This window comes from Janthinobacterium sp. PAMC25594, from assembly GCF_019443505.1.
Classification (GTDB): domain Bacteria; phylum Pseudomonadota; class Gammaproteobacteria; order Burkholderiales; family Burkholderiaceae_D; genus Janthinobacterium.
In genome coordinates this window covers 2,265,271-2,291,036 of sequence record NZ_CP080377.1, presented here as the reverse complement: position 1 = coordinate 2,291,036, position 25,766 = coordinate 2,265,271, and the positions used below count along the sequence as shown (strand labels likewise).

The 25,766-nt window shown below is 62.9% G+C and carries 26 protein-coding genes and 4 tRNA genes; 10 read left to right on the top strand and 20 right to left on the bottom strand.

Going from position 1 to position 25,766, the window contains the following annotated elements:
- The first annotated feature begins 2 nt into the window (after positions 1-2).
- Entirely contained in the window at positions 3-1,178 is a 1,176-nt protein-coding gene (locus KY494_RS10310) for an efflux RND transporter periplasmic adaptor subunit (RefSeq protein ID WP_258194792.1), read from the top strand.
- A gap of 14 nt (positions 1,179-1,192) precedes the next feature.
- Positions 1,193-4,252: an efflux RND transporter permease subunit gene (locus KY494_RS10305; RefSeq protein ID WP_219890867.1), complete on the top strand. Its 3,060-nt coding sequence runs from the start codon at positions 1,193-1,195 to the stop codon at positions 4,250-4,252.
- 136 nt (positions 4,253-4,388) lie between these two features.
- On the opposite strand, the gene KY494_RS10300 is transcribed toward KY494_RS10305, so the two are convergent.
- The 6 genes from KY494_RS10300 to KY494_RS10275 all read right to left on the bottom strand — a co-directional run bounded on the left by KY494_RS10300 (position 4,389) and on the right by KY494_RS10275 (position 11,721).
- The gene (locus KY494_RS10300) at positions 4,389-4,724 is read right to left on the bottom strand and encodes a hypothetical protein (RefSeq protein ID WP_219890866.1); all 336 of its coding nucleotides are present in this window, start codon (positions 4,722-4,724) and stop codon (positions 4,389-4,391) included.
- A gap of 258 nt (positions 4,725-4,982) precedes the next feature.
- The gene (locus KY494_RS10295; RefSeq protein ID WP_219890865.1) at positions 4,983-5,906 is read right to left on the bottom strand and encodes an S-adenosyl-l-methionine hydroxide adenosyltransferase family protein; all 924 of its coding nucleotides are present in this window, start codon (positions 5,904-5,906) and stop codon (positions 4,983-4,985) included.
- A gap of 18 nt (positions 5,907-5,924) precedes the next feature.
- Positions 5,925-8,432, bottom strand: coding sequence for a TonB-dependent siderophore receptor (locus tag KY494_RS10290; protein WP_258194791.1), 2,508 nt, complete (start codon positions 8,430-8,432; stop codon positions 5,925-5,927).
- 147 nt (positions 8,433-8,579) lie between these two features.
- The gene (locus tag KY494_RS10285; RefSeq protein ID WP_219890864.1) at positions 8,580-9,458 is read right to left on the bottom strand and encodes an NAD(P)H-hydrate dehydratase; all 879 of its coding nucleotides are present in this window, start codon (positions 9,456-9,458) and stop codon (positions 8,580-8,582) included.
- Positions 9,459-9,475: 17 nt separating this feature from the next.
- Positions 9,476-10,240 carry a histidine phosphatase family protein gene (locus KY494_RS10280; RefSeq protein ID WP_219890863.1) on the bottom strand — a complete coding sequence of 255 codons (765 nt, stop codon included), beginning with the start codon at positions 10,238-10,240 and terminating at the stop codon, positions 9,476-9,478.
- Positions 10,241-10,320: 80 nt separating this feature from the next.
- Entirely contained in the window at positions 10,321-11,721 is a 1,401-nt protein-coding gene (locus KY494_RS10275) for an L-cystine transporter (RefSeq protein WP_219890862.1), read from the bottom strand.
- Between the two features lie 262 nt (positions 11,722-11,983).
- On the opposite strand from KY494_RS10275, the gene KY494_RS10270 reads away from it, so the two are divergent.
- Positions 11,984-12,361: a nuclear transport factor 2 family protein gene (locus tag KY494_RS10270; RefSeq protein ID WP_219136436.1), complete on the top strand. Its 378-nt coding sequence runs from the start codon at positions 11,984-11,986 to the stop codon at positions 12,359-12,361.
- A 10-nt stretch (positions 12,362-12,371) separates the two neighbouring features.
- Positions 12,372-12,761 (top strand): hypothetical protein, encoded by a 390-nt coding sequence (locus KY494_RS10265; RefSeq protein WP_219890861.1) that lies wholly within the window; start codon positions 12,372-12,374, stop codon positions 12,759-12,761.
- A gap of 3 nt (positions 12,762-12,764) precedes the next feature.
- Here KY494_RS10265 and KY494_RS10260 read toward each other — a convergent pair whose 3' ends face one another.
- Both KY494_RS10260 and KY494_RS10255 read right to left on the bottom strand, forming a co-directional pair.
- A complete protein-coding gene (locus tag KY494_RS10260; RefSeq protein WP_219890860.1) occupies positions 12,765-13,370 on the bottom strand; it encodes a YigZ family protein in 606 nt (201 codons plus the stop codon).
- Between the two features lie 57 nt (positions 13,371-13,427).
- Entirely contained in the window at positions 13,428-13,694 is a 267-nt protein-coding gene (locus tag KY494_RS10255) for a hypothetical protein (protein WP_219890859.1), read from the bottom strand.
- A gap of 66 nt (positions 13,695-13,760) precedes the next feature.
- Between KY494_RS10255 and KY494_RS10250 the strand changes: the two genes are divergently transcribed.
- On the top strand, positions 13,761-14,531 hold the full coding sequence (locus KY494_RS10250; RefSeq protein WP_219890858.1) for a helix-turn-helix domain-containing protein: 771 nt from the start codon (positions 13,761-13,763) through the stop codon (positions 14,529-14,531).
- A 63-nt stretch (positions 14,532-14,594) separates the two neighbouring features.
- Here KY494_RS10250 and KY494_RS10245 read toward each other — a convergent pair.
- A tRNA-Lys gene (locus tag KY494_RS10245) sits at positions 14,595-14,670 on the bottom strand.
- A gap of 303 nt (positions 14,671-14,973) precedes the next feature.
- Between KY494_RS10245 and KY494_RS10240 the strand changes: the two genes are divergently transcribed.
- Entirely contained in the window at positions 14,974-15,564 is a 591-nt protein-coding gene (locus tag KY494_RS10240) for a hypothetical protein (RefSeq protein WP_219890857.1), read from the top strand.
- 96 nt (positions 15,565-15,660) lie between these two features.
- Here KY494_RS10240 and KY494_RS10235 read toward each other — a convergent pair.
- Positions 15,661-15,736: transfer RNA gene (locus KY494_RS10235), tRNA-Lys, on the bottom strand.
- Positions 15,737-15,855: 119 nt separating this feature from the next.
- Here KY494_RS10235 and KY494_RS10230 point away from each other — a divergent pair.
- Both KY494_RS10230 and KY494_RS10225 read left to right on the top strand, forming a co-directional pair.
- Positions 15,856-16,314: a MarR family winged helix-turn-helix transcriptional regulator gene (locus tag KY494_RS10230; RefSeq protein WP_219890856.1), complete on the top strand. Its 459-nt coding sequence runs from the start codon at positions 15,856-15,858 to the stop codon at positions 16,312-16,314.
- On the top strand, positions 16,311-17,810 hold the full coding sequence (locus KY494_RS10225; RefSeq protein WP_258194788.1) for an MDR family MFS transporter: 1,500 nt from the start codon (positions 16,311-16,313) through the stop codon (positions 17,808-17,810). The genes KY494_RS10230 and KY494_RS10225 overlap by 4 nt, the downstream gene beginning before the upstream one ends.
- Here KY494_RS10225 and KY494_RS10220 read toward each other — a convergent pair.
- Positions 17,804-18,892, bottom strand: coding sequence for an NADH:flavin oxidoreductase/NADH oxidase (locus tag KY494_RS10220; protein WP_219890855.1), 1,089 nt, complete (start codon positions 18,890-18,892; stop codon positions 17,804-17,806). The two genes, KY494_RS10225 and KY494_RS10220, sit on opposite strands and share 7 nt — an antisense overlap.
- 106 nt (positions 18,893-18,998) lie before the next feature.
- On the opposite strand from KY494_RS10220, the gene KY494_RS10215 reads away from it, so the two are divergent.
- Positions 18,999-19,340 (top strand): helix-turn-helix transcriptional regulator, encoded by a 342-nt coding sequence (locus tag KY494_RS10215; protein ID WP_219136427.1) that lies wholly within the window; start codon positions 18,999-19,001, stop codon positions 19,338-19,340.
- Between the two features lie 122 nt (positions 19,341-19,462).
- Positions 19,463-20,593 (top strand): acyltransferase, encoded by a 1,131-nt coding sequence (locus KY494_RS10210; RefSeq protein WP_219890854.1) that lies wholly within the window; start codon positions 19,463-19,465, stop codon positions 20,591-20,593.
- Between the two features lie 29 nt (positions 20,594-20,622).
- On the opposite strand, the gene KY494_RS10205 is transcribed toward KY494_RS10210, so the two are convergent.
- From KY494_RS10205 to KY494_RS10165, 9 genes are all read right to left on the bottom strand, one after another.
- Positions 20,623-20,895 carry a type II toxin-antitoxin system RelE/ParE family toxin gene (locus KY494_RS10205; RefSeq protein WP_308836430.1) on the bottom strand — a complete coding sequence of 91 codons (273 nt, stop codon included), beginning with the start codon at positions 20,893-20,895 and terminating at the stop codon, positions 20,623-20,625.
- Positions 20,864-21,067, bottom strand: coding sequence for a stability determinant (locus tag KY494_RS10200; protein ID WP_219890853.1), 204 nt, complete (start codon positions 21,065-21,067; stop codon positions 20,864-20,866). Before KY494_RS10200 ends, KY494_RS10205 begins: the two co-directional genes overlap by 32 nt.
- 142 nt (positions 21,068-21,209) lie before the next feature.
- Positions 21,210-21,285, bottom strand: a tRNA-Lys gene (locus tag KY494_RS10195).
- A gap of 89 nt (positions 21,286-21,374) precedes the next feature.
- Positions 21,375-21,450, bottom strand: a tRNA-Lys gene (locus KY494_RS10190).
- Between the two features lie 67 nt (positions 21,451-21,517).
- The gene (gene ybgF / locus KY494_RS10185; protein WP_219136425.1) at positions 21,518-22,276 is read right to left on the bottom strand and encodes a tol-pal system protein YbgF; all 759 of its coding nucleotides are present in this window, start codon (positions 22,274-22,276) and stop codon (positions 21,518-21,520) included.
- A 135-nt stretch (positions 22,277-22,411) separates the two neighbouring features.
- On the bottom strand, positions 22,412-22,933 hold the full coding sequence (pal, locus tag KY494_RS10180; protein ID WP_071078728.1) for a peptidoglycan-associated lipoprotein Pal: 522 nt from the start codon (positions 22,931-22,933) through the stop codon (positions 22,412-22,414).
- 43 nt (positions 22,934-22,976) lie between these two features.
- Positions 22,977-24,245: a Tol-Pal system beta propeller repeat protein TolB gene (gene tolB, locus KY494_RS10175; RefSeq protein ID WP_375143481.1), complete on the bottom strand. Its 1,269-nt coding sequence runs from the start codon at positions 24,243-24,245 to the stop codon at positions 22,977-22,979.
- Between the two features lie 5 nt (positions 24,246-24,250).
- Positions 24,251-25,264 carry a cell envelope integrity protein TolA gene (gene tolA, locus KY494_RS10170; protein WP_258194786.1) on the bottom strand — a complete coding sequence of 338 codons (1,014 nt, stop codon included), beginning with the start codon at positions 25,262-25,264 and terminating at the stop codon, positions 24,251-24,253.
- 48 nt (positions 25,265-25,312) lie between these two features.
- A complete protein-coding gene (locus KY494_RS10165) occupies positions 25,313-25,753 on the bottom strand; it encodes an ExbD/TolR family protein (protein ID WP_242428498.1) in 441 nt (146 codons plus the stop codon).
- Positions 25,754-25,766: the final 13 nt, after the last annotated feature.

The window sequence follows — 25,766 nt, the reverse complement described above, 5'->3', positions numbered from 1 at the left end:
CCATGACGAAACGCAATAAGCGCATGCTCATCATGCTGGGGGCGGTGGTGCTGTTGATTGCCCTGCTGGCGCTGGGATTTTTTCTGCACATCCGCCAGCTCATGGCCAGTTCGCCCAAGCCCACCCCGCAGACGGTGTCGGCGACCATCATCCGCAAGGTCGAGTGGCAGCCGCACCTGGCGTCGGTGGGCACCCTGGTGGCCGTGCGCGGCGTCGACGTGACGAGCGAGATCGCCGGTCTCGTCAGGTCCATCCATTTCAAGTCCGGCCAGGATGTGGCGGCAGGGCAATTGTTGGTGCAACTCAATGCCGACGCCGATATCGCGCAGCTGCGCGCGCTGGAGGCGGCGGCCGAACTGGCTGCGTCCGTGCTGGCGCGCGACCGCCAGCAATTTGCCGTGCAAGCGATCAGCCAGGCGCAGATCGACAACGACGCGGCCGACCTGAAAAGCAAGCGGGCACTGGCGGCCCAGCAGGCGGCACTGGTGGCCAAGAAAACCATCCGCGCGCCGTTTGCCGGCAAACTCGGCATCACCACCGTCAATCCGGGCCAGTATGTGAATCCCGGCGACAAGATCGTTACCTTGCAAACCATCGATCCCATCTATATCGACTTCTATATTCCGCAAAAGCAGCTGAGCGGCCTGCAAGTGGGGCAAGCCCTGAACCTGTCCAGCGATGCGCATGCGAACACGGCCTTTGCGGGCAAGGTCAGCGCCATCAGTTCCAAGGTCGACCCCGCCACGCGCAATGTGCAGGTGGAGGCCACGGTGGCCAATCCGCAACGGCAGTTGCTGCCGGGTATGTTTGCCAACGTCAACGTGGAAGTGGGGGCCAAGAAACAGTATCTGACGTTGCCGCAGACGGCGATCACCTACAACCCGTATGGTTCCACCGTCTTCGTCGTGCATCCGGCGCAGGCGCCCAAGGTCACGGCCCCCGCGGCCAGCGCCGCCCCCGCTGCGCCACCGCCCAAGGCGGGTGAGCTGGTGGTGCGTCAAGTATTCGTGACGACGGGTGAAACACGCGGCGATCAGGTAGCCGTGCTGACGGGGCTCACCGAGGGGCAGCAAGTCGTCACCAGCGGGCAGATCAAGCTCAAGAATGGCAGCCCCGTGGTGATCAGCAACGTCGTCGAGCCGCGCAACAATCCGCAGCCCACACCGCAGGAACATTGAGTCGAGGCGCCGCCATGAACTTCACCGATCTCTTTATCCGCTGGCCCGTGCTGGCCATGGTGGTGAGCCTGCTGCTGGTGGTGCTGGGCTTGCGTTCCCTGTTCAGCCTGCCCATCAACCAGTATCCGAAGACGCAGAATGCCGTCGTGACGATCTCCACCACGTATTACGGCGCCGACGCGCAGACGGTGGCCGGGTTCATTACGCAACCGCTGGAATCGGCCATCGCCCAGGCGCAGGGCATCGATTACCTGTCCTCGTCGAGCAGCAGCGGCGTGTCGACCATCACGGCCACCTTGCGCCTCAATTACGACGCGAACCGGGCTTTGACGGAGATCAACACCCAGGTCAGTTCCGTGAAGAACCAGTTGCCCGCCCAGGCGCAAACGCCCGTGCTGACGGTGCAGATGGGGCAGACGACGGATGCCATGCACCTGGGTTTTTACAGTAATACCTTGCCGACGAATAATGTGACGGATTACCTGAGCCGCGTCGTCAAGCCCAAGCTCGATTCCGTCAGCGGCGTGCAGACGGCGGAACTGCTGGGCGCGCGACAGTTTGCCCTGCGCGCCTGGCTGGACGCGGACAAGATGGCCGCGTTCGGCGTGACGGCGGCCGAGGTGAGCACCGCCCTGGGCAATAATAATTACCTGGCCGCGCTGGGGTCCAGCAAGGGCCAGATGGTGACCGTTCCCCTGACGGCCGGCACGGACCTGCATTCGGTCGAGGAATTCAGGCAGCTCGTCGTCAAGCGCAGCGGCGACTCCATCGTGCGGCTGGAAGACCTGGCCACCGTCGTGCTGGGTTCTGAAAACTATGATTTCAACGTGGCCTTCAGCGGCGTGCGCTCCGTCTTCATCGGCATCAAGGTGGCGCCGGAAGCCAATATCCTCGACGTGGCCAAGCGCGTGCGCGCCGTCTTCCCCGATATCCAGTCTCAGCTGCCGGCCGGCCTGACGGGCGAAATCGTGTATGACTCGACCTTTTTCATCAATACCTCCATCCACGAAGTCATCAAGACCCTGGTCGAGGCGTTGCTGATCGTCACCATCGTCATCTATCTGTTCCTGGGCAGCCTGCGGGCCGTGATCGTGCCCGTGATCGCCATGCCGCTATCACTGATCGGTACGTTTACGGCCATGCTGGCGCTCGGCTATTCCATCAATCTGCTGACCCTGCTGGCGATCGTGCTGGCCATCGGCCTGGTGGTCGACGACGCCATCATCGTGGTGGAAAACGTGGACCGCCACATGAAGCAGGGCCAGCCGCCGCTGGAGGCCAGCCTGCTGGCGGCGCGCGAACTGGGCAGCCCGATTCTGGCCATGACGGTGGTGCTCATCGCCGTGTATGTGCCCATCGGTTTCCAGGGCGGCCTGACGGGCGCGCTGTTCACGGAATTCGCCTTTACCCTGGCCGGCGCCGTGGCCGTGTCGGGCGTGGTGGCCCTGACCCTGTCGCCCATGATGTGTTCGCGCTTCTTCCGCCCGGAGCAGGATAGCGGCCGCTTCGTGCAAGCGATCGACCGCGTCTTCGGCAAGGTGCACGCCACGTACCAGCGCCTGCTGCATGCGCTGCTCGATACCTGGGTGGTGCTCATCGTCATGGCGGCACTATTGATGGTGGTGCTGGGGCTGATGTTCAAGATGTCGCAGTCCGAGCTGGCGCCCGAGGAAGACCAGGGCGTCGTGCTGTCGCAGGTGGTGGGCGACCCGACGGCCACCTCGGACCAGATGCAAGTGTATGCCGAGCAAATCTACCAGGTGGCCAAGGCCATGCCCGAATACAGCCAGATGTTCCAGATCACGGGCGTACCGACTGTCAACTCGGGTTTTGGCGGCATGCTGATGACGCCGTGGAACGAGCGTGCGCGCAGCGCCCAGCAGGTGCAGCAGGACTTGCAGGCGGGCTGGAACCGGATCGCCGGCGCCCGCGTGGCCGCCTTCCAGTTCCCCGCCTTGCCCGGTTCCTCGGGTTTGCCGGTGCAATTCGTCATCGCCACCACGGAGCCGTTTGAAAACCTCGATACCATCGCGCAGCAGGTGCTGGAGAAGGCGCGCGCATCGGGCAAGTTCTATTTCATCGATACGGACTTGAAGATTGACAAACCGCAAGCCACCGTGGTGGTCGACCGCGACAGCGTCGCCGCGCTGGGCATGACGCAGCAGGATGTGGGGCAGGCGCTGGGGGCGGCCCTGGGCGGTGGCTACGTCAATTACTTTTCCATCGCCGGACGTTCCTACAAGGTGATCCCGCAGGTGTTGCAGGTCGATCGCCTGAATCCATCGGCCGTGCTGGACTTTCATATCAAGACGCCCAACGGCACGATGATACCGGCCAGTACCGTCGCGCATATCCAGTACGACGTCGTGCCCGAGTCGATCAACCGCTTCCAGCAACTCAACGCCGTCACGCTTTCCGGCGTGTCCGGCGCCTCGCAGGGCGAGGTGCTGGCCTTCATGCGCGATGCGCTGGCCCAGGTGGCGCCCAGCGGCTACACGGCCGATTATGCGGGCCAGTCGCGCCAGTTCGTGCAGGAGTCGGGTGGCTTCATCGTCACCATGCTGTTTGCCGTGGTGATCGTCTTCCTGGCGCTGGCGGCACAGTTCGAGAGTTTCCGCGACCCCGTCGTGATCCTCGTCTCCGTGCCGCTGGCCCTGTTTGGCGCCACCATGTTCATCTTCCTCGGCTTTGCGTCGATCAACATCTACACGGAGGTGGGCCTGGTGACCCTGATGGGACTGATCAGCAAGCACGGCATCCTGATCGTGGAAGTGGCGAATCAGCTGCAAAAGACGGGCAAGAGCAAGCGCGAGGCGGTGGAAGAAGCGGCCGCCGTGCGCCTGCGCCCCATCCTGATGACGACGGCGGCCATGGTGTTTGGCGTGCTGCCCCTGGTGATCGCTTCGGGCGCGGGGGCGGCCGGGCGCCACGCGATGGGGCTGGTGATTTTCACGGGCTTGTCCATCGGCACCTTGTTTACCTTGTTCGTGGTGCCGGCCATGTATCTGTTCCTGGCGGCGGACCACCAGGCGCTGAGCGCACGGGGGGCGGTGACGGTGGCGCCAGCCCATTGATGCGCTGCAGCGGGGGCAATTGCTGCGCCGTGCAAGACAAAGACAAAGAGCCTTCGTTGGAAGGCTCTTTGTTGCTGATTCCCGTGCTCGTTGCCGGGCTGCAGGGCCGACCGCTACAGTGGAGCGGGCGCAGCCTTTAGCTGCTGCGTGGCGGTGGCGTGGTGCTACCAGTCCCTGTGCCGGTGCCGGGCGTGGTGCCATTGCCAGGTGGGGTGGCCGGCGGCGTGGTCGTGCCGTCGGGGTTGGTAGTGGTGCCCGGTGCAACGGATGGTGTGGCGGGCGTGGTGGCGTCCGGCGTGGTGGTGCCGCTGGTGCCCGAGGTGCCGCTGCCGCCCGTGTCTGGCGTGGTGGCGGGCGTAGCTGGCGTGGCCGTGGTGGTGGACTCATTGTGCTTGTTGCAGCCGCCCAGCAGCGCGCACACGATGGCGGTGCCGAGGACAAGCTTGCTGGTGCTAGGGAGTGGAGCCGTCATGATTGTTCCTTTCTCGTTGGAAAGCTGTCGTGGTGATCCTAACTGCCAGACGGCCTGCCACAGCGCGGGCAGGCTGTCATAGCAAGGCTGGCATCGCTTGCAACATTTAGAGTAGGCAGGTGCGTGCAGGTTCACCGGATTTACAAATCAGCGGCCATCGGCGGGAGCAGAGGCGATCCGTTTTGACATGGCGCAAGCGCGCCACGTGAACGAGAAAGAAAGGGCCAGGACAGGACGTCCCGGCCGCGGGCGAGGGGTTTATTTGACGACAGGGGCCTTGCTCACTTCCACTTCCCAATCCACGCCCGAGGCGACATGGTGTTGGGCGGCAAAGTCACCCTGGCTGATGGCGACGGCCACGTCGAGCAGGCTGTTCAGGTAGACCAGGGGCTTGCCCTTGGCGACGCCGCCAAACGTGTGCTCGAATGGCGCCGTGACCTTGGCCACTTGCTTACCCTTGTGCAAGATGCGTACTTGCAGCGGGTCATGCAGTTTCACCTGCAATTCATCGAGCAGCGATTTCGGAATATTCGTCCACACATTGCCATATTTCACGTCCAGCACGGGCACGATGCCGCAGATGGTATTGCCGTCGCGTACAGGTTTTTGATACGCGATCTTCACCACGGATTCGCTCGGCAATGGCGGGCCCACCTGTTCATACGTGATGGCGCCCGAGGCCAGGCGGGCACCGACATATGCGTACACGTCGCGGCCATGGAAGGTGTACGACTCGCTCGATCCCGCCAGGCGGTTGACCTTTTCATCGATTTCGCGCAATTCGGCCACGCCGTCGCGCTCGGCGATCAGCGTGAACAGGCCGTTGTCCGGCCCTACGAAGTAGCGGCCACCTTTGGTTTTCAGCACCACCGACTTGCGATTGGTACCCACGCCAGGATCGATGACGGAGACGAACACCGTGCCTTGCGGCCAGTAATTGGCCGTCTGGTACAGGCGGTAGGCGCCCAGCCAGATGTCGTAATCGGGAATCTGGTGCGTCAGGTCCGAGATGGTCAGCTTGGGATCGACGCCATAGGCGACGCCATGCATGGCGGACACGGCGCCGTCGGCCGTGCCGAAGTCCGTCATCAGCACCAGCGGTGCGGCAGCCTGGGCGGGTGACAGCAGGAGGGCGCTCAGGCAGGCGCCGGCGACGAGGTGGGAGATGCGTTTGATGATCATGATTTATCCTTGTCCGTGTCAGAACGTGTAGCTTAATTTAGCGTAAAAGTAGGCGCCATTGACGCCGATGGGGTTGATGAAATTGTAGGGCAGGGCGCCGCCATACGTGGCGTTATTCGTTTCGCGCACGCGCTGCGGATAGCGGTCGAGGATATTGTTGCCGCCCACGCTCAGGGTCAGTTGCTTGCTCAGTTTTAACTGGCCTTCGAGGTCCAGCGACCAGACGGCGCCGAAGCGCTGTGCGGGAATGCCGTCGATCAGGGGCGCATCGCTGTCGTACGAAAAATCTTTCAGCTCGCCAAAGCGCGTGGCGCGCGCCTGCACGCCCCAGTCGGCCGCCTGCCAGTCGGCACCCAGGATCAATTTGCTGGTCGGTGACGCATGTTTGATGCGGAACAAACTCGTCTCCGTCAGCAGGCTCAGACTGGGATCGATGCTGCTCAATGCGGTGGAACTCTGGCGCACCTTGTCGAGACTGGTCTTGTTCAAGTTGAGGGCCGCGTTCAGGTTCAGCTTGCCTGACGTGAAGGCCAGGTCGTGATTCAGCACCACGTCCAGGCCTTTTGTGCGCGTGTCGAGCAGGTTGGCCAGGTAGGCCACGGACTGGATGTCGCTACGGCCATTCGCGGCCAGGTAGGCAGTGACGGCGTCGCTTTGCAAGTCGCTCGAACGCGTGATGCGGTCGCGGATGCGGATCACGTAGGCATCCACCGTCACGCTGGTGGCGGCCGCCGGTTTCCATGCCAGGCCCAGGGAGACGTTGGTCGACTTTTCCGGTTTCAGCTGTTGCGCGCCGAAGCTGCGCGCCAGCGGGTCGCTGGCCGGCAGCAGGGCCGCCGTTTGCAGGGCCGTGCCATCGGCATTGAAGTTCAAGGTTGCGAAGCGAAAGCCTGTCTGTACGAGGGCCGGCGCGCGGAAGCTGTTCGACAGCGAGCCGCGCACGAGGAAATTCTCCGTCACTTTGTAGCGTGTGGACAGCTTGCCCGTGCTGGCGCTGCCGAAGTCGCTGTAGCGGGAATAGCGGGCGGCGGCACCCACCAGCAGGCGCGGCGTGAGGTCGCTTTCCACGTCCGTATACACGGAGCGGATCTGCCGGCTGCCGTCATAGGCGTCGGACGGGCGCAAGCCCGGCCCCGCCTGTGCGCCCGGTGGCGCATCGGTAAAATTGCCGGCCGCATACGAAGCGGGGTCGCCGGCCGAGCTTTGGTACGTTTCGCGCATCCATTCGGCGCCCACCGCCAGGCTCAAGGGGGCGGGCAAACCGATGTCGAGGCTGCGCGTGGCATCGAGGTTCAGGGCATCCTGGCGGAAGTCGAAGCCGGCCAGGTGGAAACTGGTGGGGCTGGCCGCGCCCAGCGAAGCGTTGACGGAGTGGCTCACACCGTAGTCAAAGCGGTCGCTGCCGTGGCGCGCGCTGGCGTCCCAGTTCCACTCGCCCGCACTGCCGCGCACGCCGGCCACGATGCTGAGGTCGCGCTTGTCGCCGTTGGTGACGGGGCGGTAGCCGTGCGGATACAGGGCCGGCACATTCGACGGGTCGCCCGGGTAGCGGAAGTAGGCGCTGCCGTCCGATGTGCGTTCGTTGAGGGTGGCAAACGAGTACAGGTCGAGGCCATTCGCCAGGGTGAGCTGGGTGTTGTAGAACAAATAGCTGTTGCGCTGGCGCGAGTCGCCGGACTTGAACACCACCTTGCCGTCGAGCGCCTGGTCGGCCGGCGTGAAGTTGTAGGAAGTCCAGCCCGCGTCGCTGGGACCGGCCCGTTCCGTGGGCGAGCGGCGCCGCGTTTCCGCACCGAAGCGGAAGAACCCCGCTTCGCCCAGCGGCACGCCATAGTCGGCGTTGACGATGACGGTCTTGCCATCCGTCAGGGTTTGATCGGTCGGGTCGAAATGCGTGTGGTTGGCGCCATAGCTGACGGAAGCGGCGCCACCCGTGCGCGCCTTTTTCAGCACGATGTTGATGACGCCCGCCACGGCGTCGCTGCCGTACTGGGCGCCCGCGCCGTCGCGCAGGATTTCGATGTGGTCGATGGCGTTCGGGGGAATGGCGTTGATGTCGACCGGCACGGTGCCGGCAAAGCTGCTTTCCGTGTCGAGCACGGCGCTCGTGTGGCGGCGCTTGCCGTTGATCAGCACCAGCACCTGGTCGGGCGCGAGGCCCCGCAACTGGATGCCGCGCACGGAGTCCGACGCGCCGCTCGATTCGATGCGGGGGAAGTTGATCGACGGCGACAGGTTTTGCAGGGCCGCGCCCACGTCGCCCGAGGCCAGCGCGTTGCTCACTTCGCGGGCGCCGAAACGGTCGATGGGCACGCTGCTGTCGAACACCGTGCGGTTGCGCGCGCGCGAGCCGACGACGGTGACCTGGTCGATGCTGGCGCCGGCCGTTTCATTGGCGCTGCCGGTGGTGGCTTGCGCGTCCTGTGCCCACGCGGAGGCTGCGCCCAGCATGGCGCAGGCCAGCACGATGGCGCGCAGCGGCGTGGCGGGAAGGGAATGGGGGGCGTATGAGTGACGCAGGTGCACGGCGGTATCCTTTAAGCTTGTTCATCTGAAAACAATGGAATGAGCTTAAGGGAGGTTGTTGCCTGGGCGAACGATTCTTTATGGATATGCTTATGGCTGTTGTTTCCATGCCGCGCCGCTCAGGGTGGCAGCGCTCAGGGCGCCAGCTCAGGGTGCCAGATTACGCAGCAGGGCGGGAATCTCGGCCGGGATTTCGCGCGCCAGGTAGCCGAGGATGCCGAAGCGCAGGGCCAGCTGTTCGCCGGCCAGCGCATGCAGGGCGATGCCCCAGGCACACGCTTGCTCCAACGGTGCGCCGCGCGCGGCCAGGCCCGTGATGATGCCGGCCAGGGTGTCGCCGGAACCGGAAATGGCCAGGCCGATGTTGCCGCCCGCGTGCGTCCAGCTGCTGCCATCGGGCATGGCGATGACGGTCAGCGCGCCCTTCAGGGCGACGATGGCGTGCCAGCGCCGCGCCGCTTCCACGGCACAGGCGTGCGGGTCGGCCAGCACGGCGTCTTTCGACAGGCCCATGAGCTGGGCCAGCTCGCCCGCGTGCGGCGTCAGCAGCACGGGCTGCTCAAAATGGAAGTGTGCCGGCTGGCGCACGACCTGCATGGCGCGGGCGTCAAGAATCAGGCGGCTGTCGGAAAACAGGGGCAGCAGGTGGCGCATCAGTTCGCAACTGGCCGCCGTGTCGCACATGCCCGGCCCGACGAGGACGGCATCGACCTTGCCGGCCAGGGGCGCCAGCTGGTGCCGTGCCTCGTGGCGGAAGCCGCCCAGCGCCGTTTCGTCCAGGCCGATGACCCGCGCCTCGGGCATGGCGATGGCCACCTGCGCCGCCACCGACGCGCCCGTCGCCAGGGTCAGCTTGCCCGCGCCCGCGCGCAGGGCGGCCGTGGCCGCCAGCACGATGGCGCCCGGCATCTCTTCGGAGCCGGCGACGATCAGCAGGTGGCCGCGCACCTCTTTGTCGCCGTCTGGTTGGGGCATGGGCAGGGGCCAGGAGCGCAGCAGGGAAGGGGTGATGGCGGTGGCGTCCATGCATAGACTCCCAAGTGTCAGGATTTCGGCGCGGCCGGCATGTCGGGCTGGGCCGTGACGGGGGTGCCGGCCGCTTCCAGCGGCGCGACGAAGTTGCACAGGTCCAGCTGCAGCTTGCCGTGCCTGCCCAGGGCGGGATTGAAGGCGTATGAAGTGACGCCGCAGTTGGGCACGTCGGCCGCCTTGTCGATGGCCAGGATGGCGTGCTCGTCGCAGCGCTCCAGCAGGTAGCGGAAGCAGTTGACGATGACCTGGTGGCCGACGATCAGCACCCGTTCGCCCCGGTACTCGCGGGTGATGGTGTCGAGCACGCTGCGCAGGCGCAGGATGACGTCGCACCAGCTTTCGCCGCCCGGCGGACGGAAGTAAAACTTGCCCACGTGCTGGCGCTGCTCGTGCAATTCCGGGTACTTGCTGGCGATGCCGTGCACGGTCAGGCGGTCGAGGATGCCGAATTCCTTTTCGCGCAGGCGCTCGTCGGCCACCACGGAAGCGAGGCTGTCCGCATCGATGCACGCCAGCACGGCTTGCGCCGTTTGCTGCGCCCGCACGTACGGCGAATACAGCACGACGGTCGGTTGTTGTTCAGGGGGGAGGGTGGCGAACCAGTCGCCCAGGGCTTGCGCCTGGCGCGCCCCCAGATCGGACAGGGGGACGTCGACATCGCGTTCGGCGATGGCGATCAATAACTGTTTTTCCGCTTCGGCGGCATCGCGCGCCACGTTGCCGGCACTTTGGCCGTGACGCACGATCCAGATTTGCTGCGGCCATTTTTGTTCCATCGCCTTGCGCCTTCCTCCGTATTGATTGCGATTCAATATAGACGAAAGCGGCAAGGCGCGGCGCGCCGCTCGATAGCTTCCTAGGCGGCGTGTTCCGCCTCGTCCAGGTCGGGCGCATCGTCGCTGTTGTAGACGGCCAGGTCGGTTTGTCCCATGACCCGGCTGGTGACGGTGCCGGCCGTGATCGAGCCGCTCACGTTCAGGGCCGTGCGGCCCATGTCGATCAGCGGTTCGACGGAGATCAGCAAGCCGGCCAGCGCCACGGGCAAGTCCATGGCCGACAGCACGATCAGCGCGGCAAACGTGGCGCCGCCGCCCACGCCGGCCACGCCAACGGAACCGATGGTGATGATGGCCAGCAGCGGCAGCAGGAAGCTGACGGTGAACGGGTCGACGCCGACGGTGGGGGCGATCATCACGGCCAGCATGGCAGGATAGATGCCCGCGCAGCCGTTCTGGCCGATGGTCGAGCCGAACGAGGCGGCGAAGTTGGCGATGCCTTCCGGCGTGCCCAGGCGCTGGGTTTGCGTCTGCACGCTCATCGGGATCGAACCGGCGCTCGTGCGCGAGGTAAACGCGAAAGCCAGCACGGGGAAGACTTTTTTCACGAAGCGCAGCGGGTTCAGGCCCACGCCGGCGATGATGGCCAGGTGCACCAGGAACATCAATATCAGCGCGCTGTACGAGGCGACGACGAAGTTGATCAGCTTTAAAATGTCCGTGTAGCTCGACGAGGCCACCACCTCAAACATCAGCGCGAACACGCCGTACGGCGTCAGGCGCAGCACCAGGGTGACCATGCGCATGACGATGGCGTGCGCCACTTTCATGAAGCTTTCGAAGGCAGCGAAGATTTCCGGCTTCTTGGCGGCGATACCCGTGGCCGAGATGCCGATGAAGATGGAAAACACCACCACGGCGATGGTCGACGTCTTGCGCGCGCCCGTCATGTCGAGGAAGGGGTTGGTCGGTACGAAGCTGACCAGCAGTTTCGGCAAGGACAGGGCTTTCGCCGTTTCCAGCGAGCCTTGCAACTGCACGCCACGCGCCACTTCGGCCGCGCTCGACGTCAGGCCCACGGCCGTCAGGCCGAACAGCTTGGCCATCAGGATGCCCAGCGCGGCGGCGATCGTGGTGGTAATGAGCAAGGTGCCGATGGTCAGCGCGCTGATCTTGCCCAGCGAACTCGCGTCCTTGAGCTTCAGGATGGCGGAAATGATGGAGACCATGATCAGCGGCATGATGATCATCTGCAGCAGTTTTACGTAGCCGCTGCCGACGATGTCGATGTATTCATTGGTGCCCGCGATGATGGGCGAGCCGGCGCCATACAGCGCTTGCACGGCCGCACCGAGCAGCACGCCCAGGCCCAGGCCCGTGAAGACGCGCACGGTAAACGTCGCGTGTTTGCGTTGCTGGTGGAACATGAAGGCGAAGACGAGCAACGCAACGAGCAGGTTCAGAATGATGTTAATTGCCATGAAGGGGCCTTATCTTGGTTTTATTCGAGACTGCAGGGGGTAAATGCAACTTTGCCACAGTGAATATTTGCGACAGCCCGGTGCGGAAGGGCAAGCGCTGTACAGTACTATGGTGGCGTTTTGCGCAATACCGCTGCGAATATTACGCTATATGAATATGCTCCACAGGCATAAGTCTTCCGGCGGATTGTGAAAAACCCGATTTCATGCCAGCATGTTTTGCCTATTTATCAATGTCGTGCCAATTATTTGAAGGAAAAAGATGAATGCTTTAACGGAAGTACAGGTACTCGATGCGGAAGAGCGCTTGCGCCTGGCCATGATGGCCTCCGACGTGGCTGTACTGAATCAGTTGCTGGCCGATGACTTGTTGTTTACCAATCACCTGGGGCACTTGCTGAGCAAGCATGCGGACCTGGCCGCGCACGAGCAGCGCCTGCTGACTATCACGGACTTGCGCGCCTCCGAGCGCCATGTGCGCATCAACGGCAACGTGGCCGTGGTGTCCGTGCGCATGCAACTGACGGGCAGTTATCACGACGTGGAAACGCATGGCGACTTCCGTTTTACGCGCGTGTGGGCGCAGGACGCGGCCGGCGCGCTGCAAGTGACCGCCGCCCATTCGGGCGTCGTGGCATAGGGGAGAGGTAGTGGATCATCGTTCCAAAGGGCAACTGTTTGAAGCTGTCATCGCCGCCGGCCCGGCCACCCTGGCCATCACGGCCGGCTATCCCGTGCTGCTGTACAACCTGGTGCGCACCTGGGCCGACGCCCCTGGCGCCAATGCCCTGGCCGCGCTGCTGCTGACGGGCGGCCTGTGGGCCTTGCTGGAATTCTGGCGCATCGCGCTGGCGACGGTGGCGCGCAAGGCATATGCGTTCAACTGGCGCTTCTGGCTGGCCATCGCCGCTTTTCTTGCCTGCTTCGTGCGTTTCGTGCCGGATATGCCGGCCGGACTGATGCTGCTGTTGCTGGTGTTGCCGGCACTGGCGTGGACCCATTTCATTTTGCTGCAGGTCAAGCGGCCGCGAGACCTGTAGGTTTTACGCTTCCTCTTCGGACTCTACTTTCAGCCAGGCTATCCGCCCATTGCCCGCCTCATGCAGATGAGCGAGCAGGGCGGTGGCGGCCGTTTCAGGCAGGCTGAAGTCGAACAGCACATGCTCGCCGTGTTCCACGTTCAGCAAGGTGGCGCCTGCGCCATCGAGTTCGCGGCGCAGCATGCCTTCCATCGCATATGGCACCGTGCAGCGCAGGGTGCGCTGGCGCACGATGGCCGTCTTCTCCGCCTGCAACAACGCTTGCGCCACGCTATCCGTGTAGGCGCGCACCAGGCCGCCCGCGCCCAGCTTGATCCCGCCGAAATAACGCACGACGGTGGCCAGCACGCCTTCCAGATCCTGGTGGCGCAGCACGTCGAGCATGGGCCGCCCGGCCGTGCCGCTCGGTTCCCCATCATCGACGGCCGCCGACTGCCCGCCCGCCAGCAGGGCCCAGCACACATGGCAGGCACCCGGATGCTGCGCCTTCAAGGCATTGACCACCTGCTGCGCGCTGGCGCGGTCCGTCATCGGCTGCACGCAACCGATGAAACGGCTCTTCTTGATGATCAGTTCGCTGTGGACGGGGGTGGCAATGGTAAACGGCATGGCGGGTGCGAGGGCGGGCAAAGCAGCATGATAGAGGAAATGCGCGCCGGGGACGAGTCAGCCCGGGCAAGCGGTGGAAGCGGACACCAGTTCGCGCAGCGCAGAATCGCGCACTTGCACAATGTCGAACAGGCCCAGCGCGTGCAGGGCGGGCAGGGCGTCGAGGATGTCGCGCTCGGCGATGGCCTTGTCGTCGATGTCGCTGGACTCGTCCAGCCATAGCCGGGCATTGGCCAGGAAGGCGCCCACCGTGCCCTTGCGCACGGTGACACCGTTGAATTGGCCCTGGTTTTGTTGATCGGCTAATACGTCTTCTGCGCGCATGGTGAACTCCGTCAAAATGGAAAGACTCCACTGTATGATGGAGGAACTGTCTTGCCTGCGGTGTTTATGTCATTCGATACGTCAAATCCGCCAATTTTTGCAGCGTCGCCGCTGCGCGCCATGCGCATTGCCCAGCCGCAGGAACGGGTGACGCCGCCGCATCGCCATGCCAGCGGCCAGCTGTTCGGCGCGATGCGGGGCTTGCTCTCCGTTACCGCCGACAGCGGCCAGTGGGTGGTGCCGGCCAGCCACTGCGTGTGGATGCCGCCCCATCATATGCACGCGCTGCGTTCGCACGGCCCGTTTGCGGGCTGGAGCGTGTACGTGGACGAGGCCAGCTGCGCCGGCTTGCCCGCCGCGCCTTGCGTGATGCGCGTCTCGGGCTTGCTGCGCGAGGCGGTGGGCCGCGCCAGCGCCTGGGGCGACGGCGCGCCGGACGCGCGGCAGGCCAGGGTGGCGGGCGTGATCCTCGACGAAATCGCCGCCGCGCCGCACGAATCCTTCGGCTTGCCCCTGCCCACGGACCCGCGCCTGCTGCGCGTGGCGCGCGCCGTGCTCGATGACCTGGCCGATGAGCGGGGCGTGGAAGTGCTGGCCGCCTGGGCCGGTGTCTCGCCGCGCACCCTGGCGCGCCGTTTCACGGCCGAGACGGGATTTACGCCCTCTGCCTGGCGCCAGCGCGCCCGCATCCTGCGCGCCCTGGAACTGCTTGCGGCCGGCCAGCCCGTCACGACGATTGCGCTGGACCTGGGCTACGACAACGTCAGCGCCTTCATCGCCATGTTCAAGCGCGTGATGGGCGTGACGCCGGGAAGGTATGGGGAAGGGCTGGAATAGTTGGGTCACGCAAAACAAAAAAGCCGACCGCGAACGGTTGGCTTTTTGTTTGCTGCAAATTCTTGGTAGGCCGTGCGGGATTCGAACCTGCGACCAACGGATTAAAAGTCCGCTGCTCTACCAGCTGAGCTAACGACCCAAGGGCGGCTATTATGACCGCCAAACGATGATTTGGCAAGGTCTTGCCTGCGCTTGCCCCGCCCAAGCGGGGATCTTTTTCCGTAAAAAACGCATCGGAATACCGTACGAGCAAGTGAATAGATAAGTGCGAGGGGCAGTGGTGTCGCCTGAATTAATTTCACATCTCGCGTTTCCGGTGCTAATTTCGCGCGGACTTCAATTTTTGTTGATTAATTTATTTGCAGAGTATTTTGCGTTTCTTTGTGTGGTGAATTATTATGAGTAACGCTGTTTTTATTCCTATAAATCGCCCATTAAAATAATGAAAAATATTCAAAATCGTCGTGCCCGGATCATCGTTGGCCTGTTTGCTGCAGTTGCCTGTGGTAGTGTGTTTTCGGCACCTGCGAACCAGATTAAATATGAAAGGAAAATGTCAGGACGCACGCTCGTGGAGCTTGTCGGTGAGGGTGTGGATGTGGTTGGCGACGCGGCAAGCCTTGTCAATAAGGCTCAATCATGCGCGGTGAGGAATTTCCCCAGCGGTGCGATTTCTTCATCTGGTGCCTTGAATGCTTTTACTGGCAAGGCAAATACTGCAAACGCTTCCGGGAATCTGATTGAATTATCCGACCCAGCCGGAGGCCAGTTAATTCTGAATGTTCAAATTCCATTTTCTTATATGTTGACGGGACGTATTGTCAGGGCGAAAGTTGTAGTTGAGACGAAAACTGATAAGTTCAGAATGAGTGCGACTTCGCCTGCAATTTTATATAGTGGGAAATCTTCCGACGCTTCCGAGCTGGTTGTGGCGACTGGCACGGGAGGCGAACAAGCCATTGAGGCACTGCGCTTGGCCATGGGCAAGGTATCGGCTTGTATCGCGGCGGAGGAAAAAAAGAAAGATTGGTAATTGCAACCGGCGATACGCCAGCGTGCCCGGCATCTTCGGATGTGCGCCAGATGCAAAAAAGCCCGCGAACTTGCGTTCGCGGGCTTTTTAATATCTTGGTAGGCCGTGCGGGATTCGAACCTGCGACCAACGGATTAAAAGTCCGCTGCTCTACCAGCTGAGCTAACGACCCAAGGGCGGCTATTATGACGGCCAACGGCGGTTTTGGGAAGGGCGGGGATGGAAAAAACCTTGCATGACCCTCGTGCACGGTTTAATATGGATAGATAGCCTACCTATTTATATCATCCCATGCCCACTACCGAAGACCTTCCCATCCCCGAACGCGCGCTGGCGCTGTCCGATGACTTGCGCGTGGCGTTCAAACGCCTGCTGCGTTCCATGCAGCGCGAAGGGGGCGAGCTGGAAGGCAATGTATCGATGATGCAATACATGCTGCTGGCGCTGATCCACGAGCAGCCCGGCATCGGCGTGGCTGCGCTGGCGCGGCTGCAGAATGTGCGCGGGCCGACCGTCAGCGCCCAAGTCAAGTCGCTCGAAGAGGCGGGGCTGGTCGAGCGCGGCGCGCCCGATCCGCAAGATCGGCGCCGCTCGGGCCTGCAGGTCTCCGCGCAAGGCATGGCCATGCTCGAGACCGTGCGCGCGCGGCGCCGCGATGCGCTGGCGCGGCGCATCGCCCGCTTGTCGCCGCAGCAGGTCGATGCGCTGGCCGCCGCCATGCAGCCTCTGCTCGAGATTGGCCAGGCATGAGCGGCCACGATCACGCCGCAGGCGCTGAAAAAGACGCCGCGAAGCCCGTCACCGAGCGCGAAGTGCGCGCCATCTATCTGGGCCTGATGGCCGTGCTGGGCCTCGGCGCGCTGGACCAGAGCATCGTCGCCACGGCTTTGCCGCGCATCGTCGAGGACCTGGGCGGCATGGCGCATCTGTCGTGGGTGGTGACGGCGTATGTGCTGGCCTCGACGGCCACCATGCCCCTGTACGGCAAGCTGGCCGACCAGTACGGCCGCCGCCCGATGATCTTTACGGCCCTGCTGACCTTTTTGCTCGGTTCCGTGCTGTGCGGGCTGGCGCAGAACATGACGGAACTGATCATCTTCCGCGCCATCCAGGGCCTCGGTGCGGGCGGCTTCATGCCGCTGGCGCAAATCATCATCGGCGACATCGTGCCACCGGCCGAACGGGGCAAGCGGCAGGGCATGGTGCCCATCGTGTTTGCCGTCACCAGTGTGCTGGGCCCGGTGCTGGGCGGCGTCATCACGGATGCCCTGTCGTGGCACTGGATTTTCTATGTCAACCTGCCCATCGGCGCGGCCGCCTTTGTCATCATCGCGCGCGCCATGCGCAAGCCGGCGCGCACGCATGCGCACCAGATCGACTACCTGGGGTCGGCGCTGCTGACGGGCGCCATCACGGCGGCCTTGCTGGTGCTGGCGCTGGGCGGCACGGAGTGGCCGTGGGATTCCTTCGCCATCAAGGTGTGCGGCGGTGTCGCGCTGCTGCTGGGTATCTGGCTGGCCTTCCACGTGGGCAGGGTGGACGAGCCCGTGCTGCCGCCCGACTTGTTCGAAAACCGCACTTTCAATATCGCCAGCCTGGTGATGGCCATGACTTTCATGGGCTTGATGGGCGCCAGCGTCTTCTTCCCCCTGTTCTTCCAGCTGGTGATGGGCACCAGTCCGGCCGAATCGGGCGTGATGACGGTGGCGATGATGGTGGGGCTGGTGGCGTCGTCGATGTTCAACGGCCGCGTGCTGTCGCGCTCGGGCAAGTACAAGATGGTGCAGGTGGCGGGGCTGGGCGTGGCGGTCGTGTCGTTTGCCGTGCTGGCCTGGGCCATGGCAACGTCGCGCGGCTACTGGATCATCGAGCCGGCCATCTTCTTCCTCGGCACGGGGCTGGGACTGGTGATGCCGAACATGACGATCGCCGTGCAAAATGCCTTGCCCCTGGCGCGCCGGGGCGTGGGCACGGCCATGCTGGCCTTTTTCCGCTCGCTGGGCGGCTTGCTGGGCGTGACGGCGTCCGGCGCCATCCTGGCGCACCAGTTGCACAAACACGGCGTGGAAGCCGTGTCGGCGCTCGGTGCGCAGGCGGCGGCGCAGACGGTGGAAGTGTACCGCCATGCGATCGCCAGCGTGTTTGGCGCCGGCGCCGTGCTGCTGCTATTGGGGCTGGTCTTCCTGCTGTTCCTGCCGGAACTGCCCCTGGAGGGGCATCCGGCAACGGTCAAGGATGATCAATAGCGTTCGAGCCAGTGCGCGTACGGTGCCGGCAGGGTCCACGAGGCGCGCTCGACGCCGAGTTCCTTGGCGGCAAAATATGCCCAGTGCGGATTGGCCAGGTGCGCCTTGCCCACCATCACCACGTCCAGCTGTTCTTCCTTGACGACGCGCTCGGCGATGGCCGGCGTGCCGAAGCCCCAGGCGGACGAGACGGGCACGCCCGCTTCGCGGCGGACTCTTTCGGCAATCGGGCCCATGAAGGCCGGACCCCACGGAATCGACACGTCGGGAATGGTAAAGCCCATGCTGACGCTGAGCATATCCATGCCGGCATCCTTGAACTGGCGCACCAGGCCGATCGATTCGAGCAGGGTTTGCTCATCGCGGCCGTCGAATTCCAGCACGCCGAAGCGGATGGTCAGCGGCAGGTGTTCGGGCCACACGGCACGCACGGCTTTCAATGTTTCCAGCAGGAAGCGGCTGCGGTTTTCCACGCTGCCGCCATAGATATCGTCGCGCTGGTTCGCGTGGGACGAGAAAAAGCTTTGCGCCAGGTAACCGTGGGCGAAGTGCAGTTCCAGCCACTCGAAGCCCACTTCACGCGCGCGAATGGCCGCGTCGACGAAGTTCTGTTGCACGCGGGCGATATCGTCGAGGTCCATGGCACGCGGCACTTTCGGCAGGCCGCCGCCAAAGGCGATGGCGGACGGGGCGATGGTTTGCCAGCCGCGCGCGTCGCCTTCAGCGATATGGTCGTCGCCTTCCCATGGGCGGTTGGCGCTGGCCTTGCGGCCCGCGTGGGCGATCTGGATGCCGGGCACGGAGCCGGCCGCCTTGATGGCTTTCACGACGGGCACGAAGGCTTGCGCCAGATCATCGTTCCAGATGCCCGTGCAGCCGGGCGTGATGCGGCCTTCCGGTGCCACGGCCGTCGCTTCGACGATCACCAGGCCCGCGCCGCCACGCGCCATGCCCGCATAATGCGACAGATGCCAGTCGTTGGCCTGGCCATCGACGGCCATGTACTGGCACATGGGCGGCACGGCGATGCGGTTGCGCAGGGTGATGTCTTTAAGACTGAATGGTTGGAAGAGGGCGGACATGGTGGCCTTTGTGTGTGTTGATGGAAAAGTGGGGAGATGCTGATTCGGTAGTTCGTAAATATTCGAAGAATGGAATTAGTATAGCGCATGCTGTATGATTCTGCTCATGCGTCCACACAAACATCCTCCCGCCAGCGAATTCGTGCTCGAAAGAGTGCTGTATGCCCTGAGCGATTCCATCCGCCTCGACATCGTGCGCCACCTGGCCCGCGTGGAGGCGGCCGCGTGCGGCGACCTCGATGGCGGGCGGCCGAAGTCGACCGTCTCCCACCATTTCAAGGTCTTGCGCGAAGCGGGCCTCGTCTACACGGAAAACGCGGGCACGACGCACATGAACACCCTGCGCCGCGCCGATATCGAGAGCCGTTTTCCTGGCTTGCTCGACGCCATTCTGGCGCAGCAGCCCTTGGCCGCCGAGGCGCCGGAAGCGGAAAAGCCGGCGGCTTAGTCGCCTGCCGTACCCCGCCATTTGCCAGGCTCGGCTATCATGTCGGCCTTTCGGTAAATCCCCGGCCGCGCGCCAGTTGCGCGATGGGCTGGCGACACTACCTGGCATGGCAAGGGATGGGAATGACGGTAGTAGCAGCGGTATCACAGGCGGACCTGGCAAGTCGTCCGCAGTTTGGGTGGATCAATGGTTTAAAGGCGGGCGCGGCGCAGTTGATCGTGTTGCATCACCTGGCGTTTTACGGCCCGATGTCCGATTACGTGCGCCCCCTGTGGCCCGCGTTGCTGGACTGGCTGGGCGGCAGCGCGCGCATCGCCGTGCAAGTGTTTCTCGTCATCGGCGGCTTCCTGGTCGCCAAATCCCTCTCGCCCGCCGGTCGTCCCGGCATCGCTACCCCCTTGCGGTCCGTCTGGCGCCGCTATGCCAAGCTGGCGCCGCCTTTCCTGGCCGCCACCTTGCTCGCCGCCATCATCACGCCCGTGGCCGGTATATGGATGCAACACGATTCCATGTCGGCCGCCGTCACCCTGGGCCAGCTGAGCGCCCATGCCTTGCTGCTGCACGGCGTGCTGGGCTATGAGTCGCTGTCGGCCGGCGCCTGGTACGTGGCCATCGATTTCCAGTTGTACCTGCTGACGGTATCGCTGCTGTGGCTGGGCGGCCGCCTGGCGGGCCAGCGGCGCATGGGCTGGCTGATGCCGCTAGCCGTCACCGTGAGCATCACCTTTTCCTTGCTGTATTTCAATCTCGACGCGGGCTGGGACAACTGGGCGCCGTATTTCTTCGGCAGCTATGGCCTGGGACTCATGGCCTGGTGGGCCAGCGACCCCAGGCGCAAGCCCGGTGCCATGGTCGCGCTCATGGTCATGGCCGCCGTGCCCGTGCTGCTGGCCCTGGCCGTCGACTACCGCAGCCGCATCGCCCTGGCGCTGATCGTCGCCTGCGCGCTGTTCCTGTTCGGCCGTACCCGTACGCCCGCGCAGGGCGGCGCCTGGAACATCATCAACGCCCTGGGACGCATCTCGTATGCGGTGTTTCTCGTCCACTTTCCCGTCAGCCTGCTGGTGAATGCCTTGTTTACCTCTTATGTCCCATTGGAGCCGGCCTGGCAGGCGCTGGGTATGCTGACCGCCTGGGGCGCCAGCCTGGCGGCCGGTGCCGCATTTTACCGCTGGGTGGAGGTGCCGCTGGGACGGATGATGGGCGGTGTGGTGGCGCAGCTGGCCGGGAGGCCGGCGCTGGTGTCGCGTTAACGACCGGTTTCCGGTATGCCGGGAGGGGCTCAGGGATATAGTTGTCGTGTGTGCAGGACGGCAAGAATTTCTATCGCCGTTGCTGCAACCCGATATACGACGACATAGTTTGGATGGGCAGCCAGTTCGCGCGTGCCTGAAACTCTTCCAGGTCGGTATAAATGGGGAAGTTGGGAGATGGCGTTGTCGATGCCGTTGTAAAGCTGCAGCGCCGCCGGCTGGTTACGCTGCGCGATGTACGTGAGTATCGCGGTCAAATCTTCCTGGGCTTCAACCTTCCATTGAATCGGCAGCATGGTCATCAGGCCCGGCTGCGACGATTTTCTTGAGTTGCGCCATGACAGTGTCATGTGGGCGGGCAGGGCGGTCATCATTCAGTGACGCCAATACCTTGGCGCGAAACCAGTGGTCATAGGTTTCGGCGGCTTCCGTCGTCTCAAATGCGGACGTGGTCGAGGGCAGGATGGTGCTCATGATGGTCTGATTATACGACAGTCCGACAAAGCTGTATCGCGGGTGATAAAGCATTTGATTTGCGTCAGGAATGGCATCCGTGCAAGTGATGCTGCCCAAAACAAAAAAGCCAACCGCGAACGGTTGGCTTCTTCATAGTATTTGGTAGGCCGTGCGGGATTCGAACCTGCGACCAACGGATTAAAAGTCCGCTGCTCTACCAGCTGAGCTAACGACCCAAAAACTTTTTACAACAACTTCGGTAACACTGTGCCGTAAAAAAATGCTTGCCAGTACAACTCGCAAGCAGATCAGTACTGCGTATTCGTGGTAGGCCGTGCGGGATTCGAACCTGCGACCAACGGATTAAAAGTCCGCTGCTCTACCAGCTGAGCTAACGACCCGAAGAAGGAAGATTATAGGGGGTGCCCGGGATTCTGTCAAACCTAACGGGCAATTTTTTCCCCGGTTTTACTTTTTACCGGCCCGTTCCTTGGCCGCTTGCGCCGCGCTGGAGTCCGGGTAGCGCGAGATCAGGGCGTTCAGCGTCTTGGTCGCGTTCGGCTTGTCTTTCAGCTCCGTGTAGCAGCTGGCGATGTTGAGCATGGCGTCGGGCGCCTTCGGGCTGTCCGGGTAGTGTTTCAGCACTGCCTGCTGGGCCGTGATGGCGCTCTTGCAGTCGCGCTGGGCGTAATAGGCGTTGCCCAGCCAGTATTGCGCGTTGGCCGCGTAGGCCGATTCCGGATAGCGTTTCACGAAGGCGTCCAGTGCCGTGACGGCGCCCTTGTAGTCGCCCGACTTGAACAGGCCGAACGCGGATTCGTAGGTGCTTTGCTCGGAGACGCCCACGGCCGCTTCCTGGCCGTCGATGGTGACCTGGCGCGGTTCGAGCTTGCGCAGGCGCGCGTCGATGTCGGTGTAGAAATCCTTCTGGCGCTTTTGCGTGTTCGCCAGGTCGTTGCCCAGAACTTCGATCTGGCCGCGCAGGCGGGCGATCTCTTGCATGGTCTGGTCGTGCTGGTTGAGCAGGCTCAAGGTGCTCGTCTTGTCCGCCTTGGTGTCGATGCGGCTGTTCAGGTCGCGCGCCATGGCGTCCACCTTGGCGCGCAGCTCCAGGATGGCCTTGCGCGCTTCGTCGTCGTCGAACAGGGCGGCGTTGGCGTGCAGGGGCAGGTAGGCAAACGCGGCCATCAAGGCGGCGGCGACGCCGGCTTTCGAGAATGTCATCATGGGTCGGGCTTTCAAAGGTTACGCAAAACATGCAAACGGGGCGCCGGGCGGTGAATCACCGCGCTGCGCCCCATTATTATGCCTATGACTGGCCAGTTAGGTAAGCGTCAATGCTGCGGCGCTCACCCTTGAACATCAATAAACGATGTCAGCGCGGCGGTTTTCAGCCCATGCTGCTTCGTTGCTGCCTTGTGCTTTAGGCTTTTCTTTGCCCAGCGATACGGCTTCCATTTGGCCTTCTGGCACGCCCAGGGCAGCCATCGACTTGCGCACGGCTTCAGCACGTTTCTGGCCCAGGGCCAGGTTGTACTCAGCGCCACCGCGTTCATCGGTGTTACCTTGGATCAGGATCTTGCGTGCTGGGGTTTTCACCAGGTAAGCAGCGTGGTTTTGCACGACTGGGGTGTCCGCTTCGCGCACGACGTATTTGTCGAAGTCGAAGTAGATGCTGCGGTTAGCCAGCACGCCTTTTGGATCGTCCAGTGGATCGACCGATGCGGTCGTTACTGGCTGAACTTGACGGGTGTCAACTGGAGCGACGACTTTTTCAGGAGCGCGCTCAACCACTGGGGTTTCTGCGACTTTGACTGGGGTGCTGCAGGCGGACAGCAGGGCTGCGGTAGCGGCGATGAAAGCCAAACTTTTAAAGTTACTCATTTTTATTCTCCGGGTCATGGTTAAAGGTGAAACTGTACAGCATTTACTTCATGAAAGGACCCCAGGTGGGCTCCTTGATATTGCCAGCTTGCGTAGTCAAACGCTGTTTGACGCGGCCATCCACCGATACCACTGCCAGCGACTTGCGTCGTCCGGATTCGGTCGCGTACATGATATATTTCCCGTTGGGCGAAAAGCTCGGTGATTCGTCGTTGGCGGTGTCCGACAGGCGCAGTTCCTGGCCACTAGCCAGGTCGAGCGCGTAGAGCTGGAAATTGCCGTCGCGACGGGAAATATAAGCAAGAGTCTTCCCGTCGGACGAAATCCGCGGGCTGATGTTGTAGGAGCCGCCAAACGTCACGCGCTTGGCTTCGCCGCCGCTGACCGACATGCGGTAGATTTGTGGTCCGCCGCTGCGATCGCTGGTGAAGTAAATGCTTTGGCCATCGGCCGAGAATTGGGGTTCCGTATCGATGCCGCTGCTGTTGCCGACGCGGCGCAAGCCGCTGCCGTCGGCATTGACGGTGTAGACCTGGGTATGGCCATCGCGCGACAGGGCCACGGCCAGGCGCGCGCCGTCCGGGCTCCAGCTGGGTGCCGAATTGCTGCCTTTTTCATTCGATACGATGGTGCGCTGGCGCGTCACCAGGTTTTGCACGTAAACGATGGGTTTTTTCTTTTCGAACGAGACATACGCCACCTTGGTGCCATCCGGCGACCACGACGGTGAAATGATCGGCTCGTTCGAGCGCAGGGCGACCTGGATGCCTTCGCCATCGGCGTCGGCGATTTCCAGGCGGTATTCGCGGCCCGATTGCGTGACGTAGGCGATGCGCGTGGCGAACGCGCCTTTCGTGCCGGTCAGCTTCTCATAGATGTCATCGGCGATCTTGTGCGCCAGCAAGCGATTGAACTGCGGCGCCGCCGCATTGTTCATGCTGGAAATCTGCGCGCCCTTGATGGTGTCGAACAGCTTGTAGCGCACGTCCAGGCGGCCATCGGCCATGCTTTGTACGCTGCCGGCCGCCAGCGCGTCGGCGCCGCGCGACTTCCATTGGTCGTAGCTGACGGGCGCCGTTTCCGACACGGGCGCATCGGCGTCGATCAGCTTGAACACGCCGCTGCGCGCCAGATCGGCCTTGATGATGCCCGACAGCGATTGCGGCGCCGCCGATTCATTGACGAAGCTGGCGACAGCCACCGGGATCTGGTTGCTGCCGATCCCCGTAATCTCCACGCGCAGCTGCGCCTGGGCGCCGGAGGCTCCCAGTATCAGGCTGGCACAGAGTACGACATAGCTCATTTTTTTCATGGTCATCATTTAGGCAAATCCTTCATCTCGAATATGAGTTCAATCTCGCGTTCCACGGTGCCGTCTTTTTTCTTCGGCAGTGGCGACGATTTATTAATGGCGTTTTCCACCGAGCTGTCATACGCCGGCAGGCCGCTACTTTTAATCTTTCGGACCGAAATAATTTCCCCAGTTGGCAGTTGCTCGATCTTGAACACGGCGCGCGGGTTACCCGGCATGTCCGTGCTACCGCTGTACGCGATATTGCTCTTGATCTTGCTCGTCAGGGCAGCGACATAGCCGCTGTCCTTGCGTGGCGCGGTCGCTTTCGCGGCCGTGCCCGTTGTGCCATTGCCTGCCTGCGCCATCATCCGCTTCATGTCATCGGCATGCAATTTGTCGGCTGCCGCTTTTTCCGCCGCCGCTTTCTTCGCCTTGGCGGCCTTTTCCGCCGCGGCTTTTTTATCGGCCAGTTCTTTCTCGGCTTTTTCTTCCGCCGCTTTTTCTTTGGCTTCCTTGGCTTTCTCCAGCTTGTCGGCTTTTTCTTTTTCCAGCTTGTCAGCCTTGTCTTTTTCTTTCTGCTTCTGTTTTTCCAGTTCGCGCTTTTCTTCTTCGCGTTCCTTCAATTCCTGCTTGCGGCGTTCTTCCGCTGCCGCTTTCTCTTTTTCTTCCTTCAGCTTGGCCTTCTTGCGTTCCAGGGCGATCTCCGCCTCGCGCAGGTCAACCTTCGGCTCGGGCGCTGCCACCGGCGGCGGTGGCGGCGGGGCCGGCTGCTCCACTTGCGGTTGCGGCGGAGGAGTCGGTGTCGGCTCCGGTTCCGTCGTCACCTCGGGCGGCGGCGCGGCCGTCTGCACTTTCAGGTCCCACACTTCCGCTTCGACGGCGACAGGCTCCGTATTTTGCCAGTGTACGCCCACCCACAGGAAAAACAGCAGGCCAAGGTGCATCGCCAGCGCCAGGCCCAGTGAGGGCCAGCGGCTGCGTTCGCGCGGCACGCTGTAGGGCTTGCCGAGTACATGGTCGATTTGTTTGGTCTGCAAAGTCTAGTCTATCTAAAAACGGTCAAGTCTGGAAACAGGGTGCTGCGCTTACTTGGTGGCCAGGCCGACTCTGGTGATGCCCATCTTCTTCGCTTCCGAAATGAGCTGGATCACATCGTCGTACTTGCTTTCCTTGTCGCCCGCGATCATCACGGGATAGTCGGGATTGCTCTCGTGCAAGCCGCGCAGCTTGCGCAGCAGGGCGTCGCGGTTCGGTTCCGTTTCCGGCGACAACTGTTCCTTGCCGATGACGCCGATCGACAGCGAACCATTCGGTTTCAGCACAATCTGAATATAGTCATCGGGTGGTTTCGCCGACCTTTCCGCGTTGGGCAGGTTCACCACGCTGGGATTGTTCGACGATGGCATCACCATGAAAATGATCAGCAGCACCAGCATCACGTCGATATACGGCACGACGTTGATTTCGGACTTGAACTTGCGGCCACGGCCACCGCGCATGCCGCCGCTATTGAATGAGGAACCCATGGACCTTGCTCCC

Coding starts and splice junctions, on each gene's coding strand:
- tolB (WP_375143481.1), bottom strand. CDS start 24,245: ATGAAAAAAATGAGCTATGTCGTACTCTGTGCCAGCCTGATACTGGGA.
- KY494_RS10225 (WP_258194788.1), top strand. CDS start 16,311: ATGAGCGGCCACGATCACGCCGCAGGCGCTGAAAAAGACGCCGCGAAG.
- ybgF (WP_219136425.1), bottom strand. CDS start 22,276: ATGATGACATTCTCGAAAGCCGGCGTCGCCGCCGCCTTGATGGCCGCG.
- KY494_RS10230 (WP_219890856.1), top strand. CDS start 15,856: ATGCCCACTACCGAAGACCTTCCCATCCCCGAACGCGCGCTGGCGCTG.
- KY494_RS10220 (WP_219890855.1), bottom strand. CDS start 18,892: ATGTCCGCCCTCTTCCAACCATTCAGTCTTAAAGACATCACCCTGCGC.
- KY494_RS10205 (WP_308836430.1), bottom strand. CDS start 20,895: ATGACCATGCTGCCGATTCAATGGAAGGTTGAAGCCCAGGAAGATTTG.
- KY494_RS10280 (WP_219890863.1), bottom strand. CDS start 10,240: ATGGAACAAAAATGGCCGCAGCAAATCTGGATCGTGCGTCACGGCCAA.
- KY494_RS10275 (WP_219890862.1), bottom strand. CDS start 11,721: ATGGCAATTAACATCATTCTGAACCTGCTCGTTGCGTTGCTCGTCTTC.
- KY494_RS10255 (WP_219890859.1), bottom strand. CDS start 13,694: ATGCGCGCAGAAGACGTATTAGCCGATCAACAAAACCAGGGCCAATTC.
- KY494_RS10165 (WP_242428498.1), bottom strand. CDS start 25,753: ATGGGTTCCTCATTCAATAGCGGCGGCATGCGCGGTGGCCGTGGCCGC.
- KY494_RS10215 (WP_219136427.1), top strand. CDS start 18,999: ATGCGTCCACACAAACATCCTCCCGCCAGCGAATTCGTGCTCGAAAGA.
- KY494_RS10260 (WP_219890860.1), bottom strand. CDS start 13,370: ATGCCGTTTACCATTGCCACCCCCGTCCACAGCGAACTGATCATCAAG.
- KY494_RS10300 (WP_219890866.1), bottom strand. CDS start 4,724: ATGACGGCTCCACTCCCTAGCACCAGCAAGCTTGTCCTCGGCACCGCC.
- pal (WP_071078728.1), bottom strand. CDS start 22,933: ATGAGTAACTTTAAAAGTTTGGCTTTCATCGCCGCTACCGCAGCCCTG.
- KY494_RS10270 (WP_219136436.1), top strand. CDS start 11,984: ATGAATGCTTTAACGGAAGTACAGGTACTCGATGCGGAAGAGCGCTTG.
- KY494_RS10295 (WP_219890865.1), bottom strand. CDS start 5,906: ATGATCATCAAACGCATCTCCCACCTCGTCGCCGGCGCCTGCCTGAGC.
- KY494_RS10285 (WP_219890864.1), bottom strand. CDS start 9,458: ATGGACGCCACCGCCATCACCCCTTCCCTGCTGCGCTCCTGGCCCCTG.
- KY494_RS10210 (WP_219890854.1), top strand. CDS start 19,463: ATGACGGTAGTAGCAGCGGTATCACAGGCGGACCTGGCAAGTCGTCCG.
- KY494_RS10250 (WP_219890858.1), top strand. CDS start 13,761: ATGTCATTCGATACGTCAAATCCGCCAATTTTTGCAGCGTCGCCGCTG.
- KY494_RS10200 (WP_219890853.1), bottom strand. CDS start 21,067: ATGAGCACCATCCTGCCCTCGACCACGTCCGCATTTGAGACGACGGAA.
- KY494_RS10240 (WP_219890857.1), top strand. CDS start 14,974: ATGAAAAATATTCAAAATCGTCGTGCCCGGATCATCGTTGGCCTGTTT.
- KY494_RS10305 (WP_219890867.1), top strand. CDS start 1,193: ATGAACTTCACCGATCTCTTTATCCGCTGGCCCGTGCTGGCCATGGTG.
- KY494_RS10310 (WP_258194792.1), top strand. CDS start 3: ATGACGAAACGCAATAAGCGCATGCTCATCATGCTGGGGGCGGTGGTG.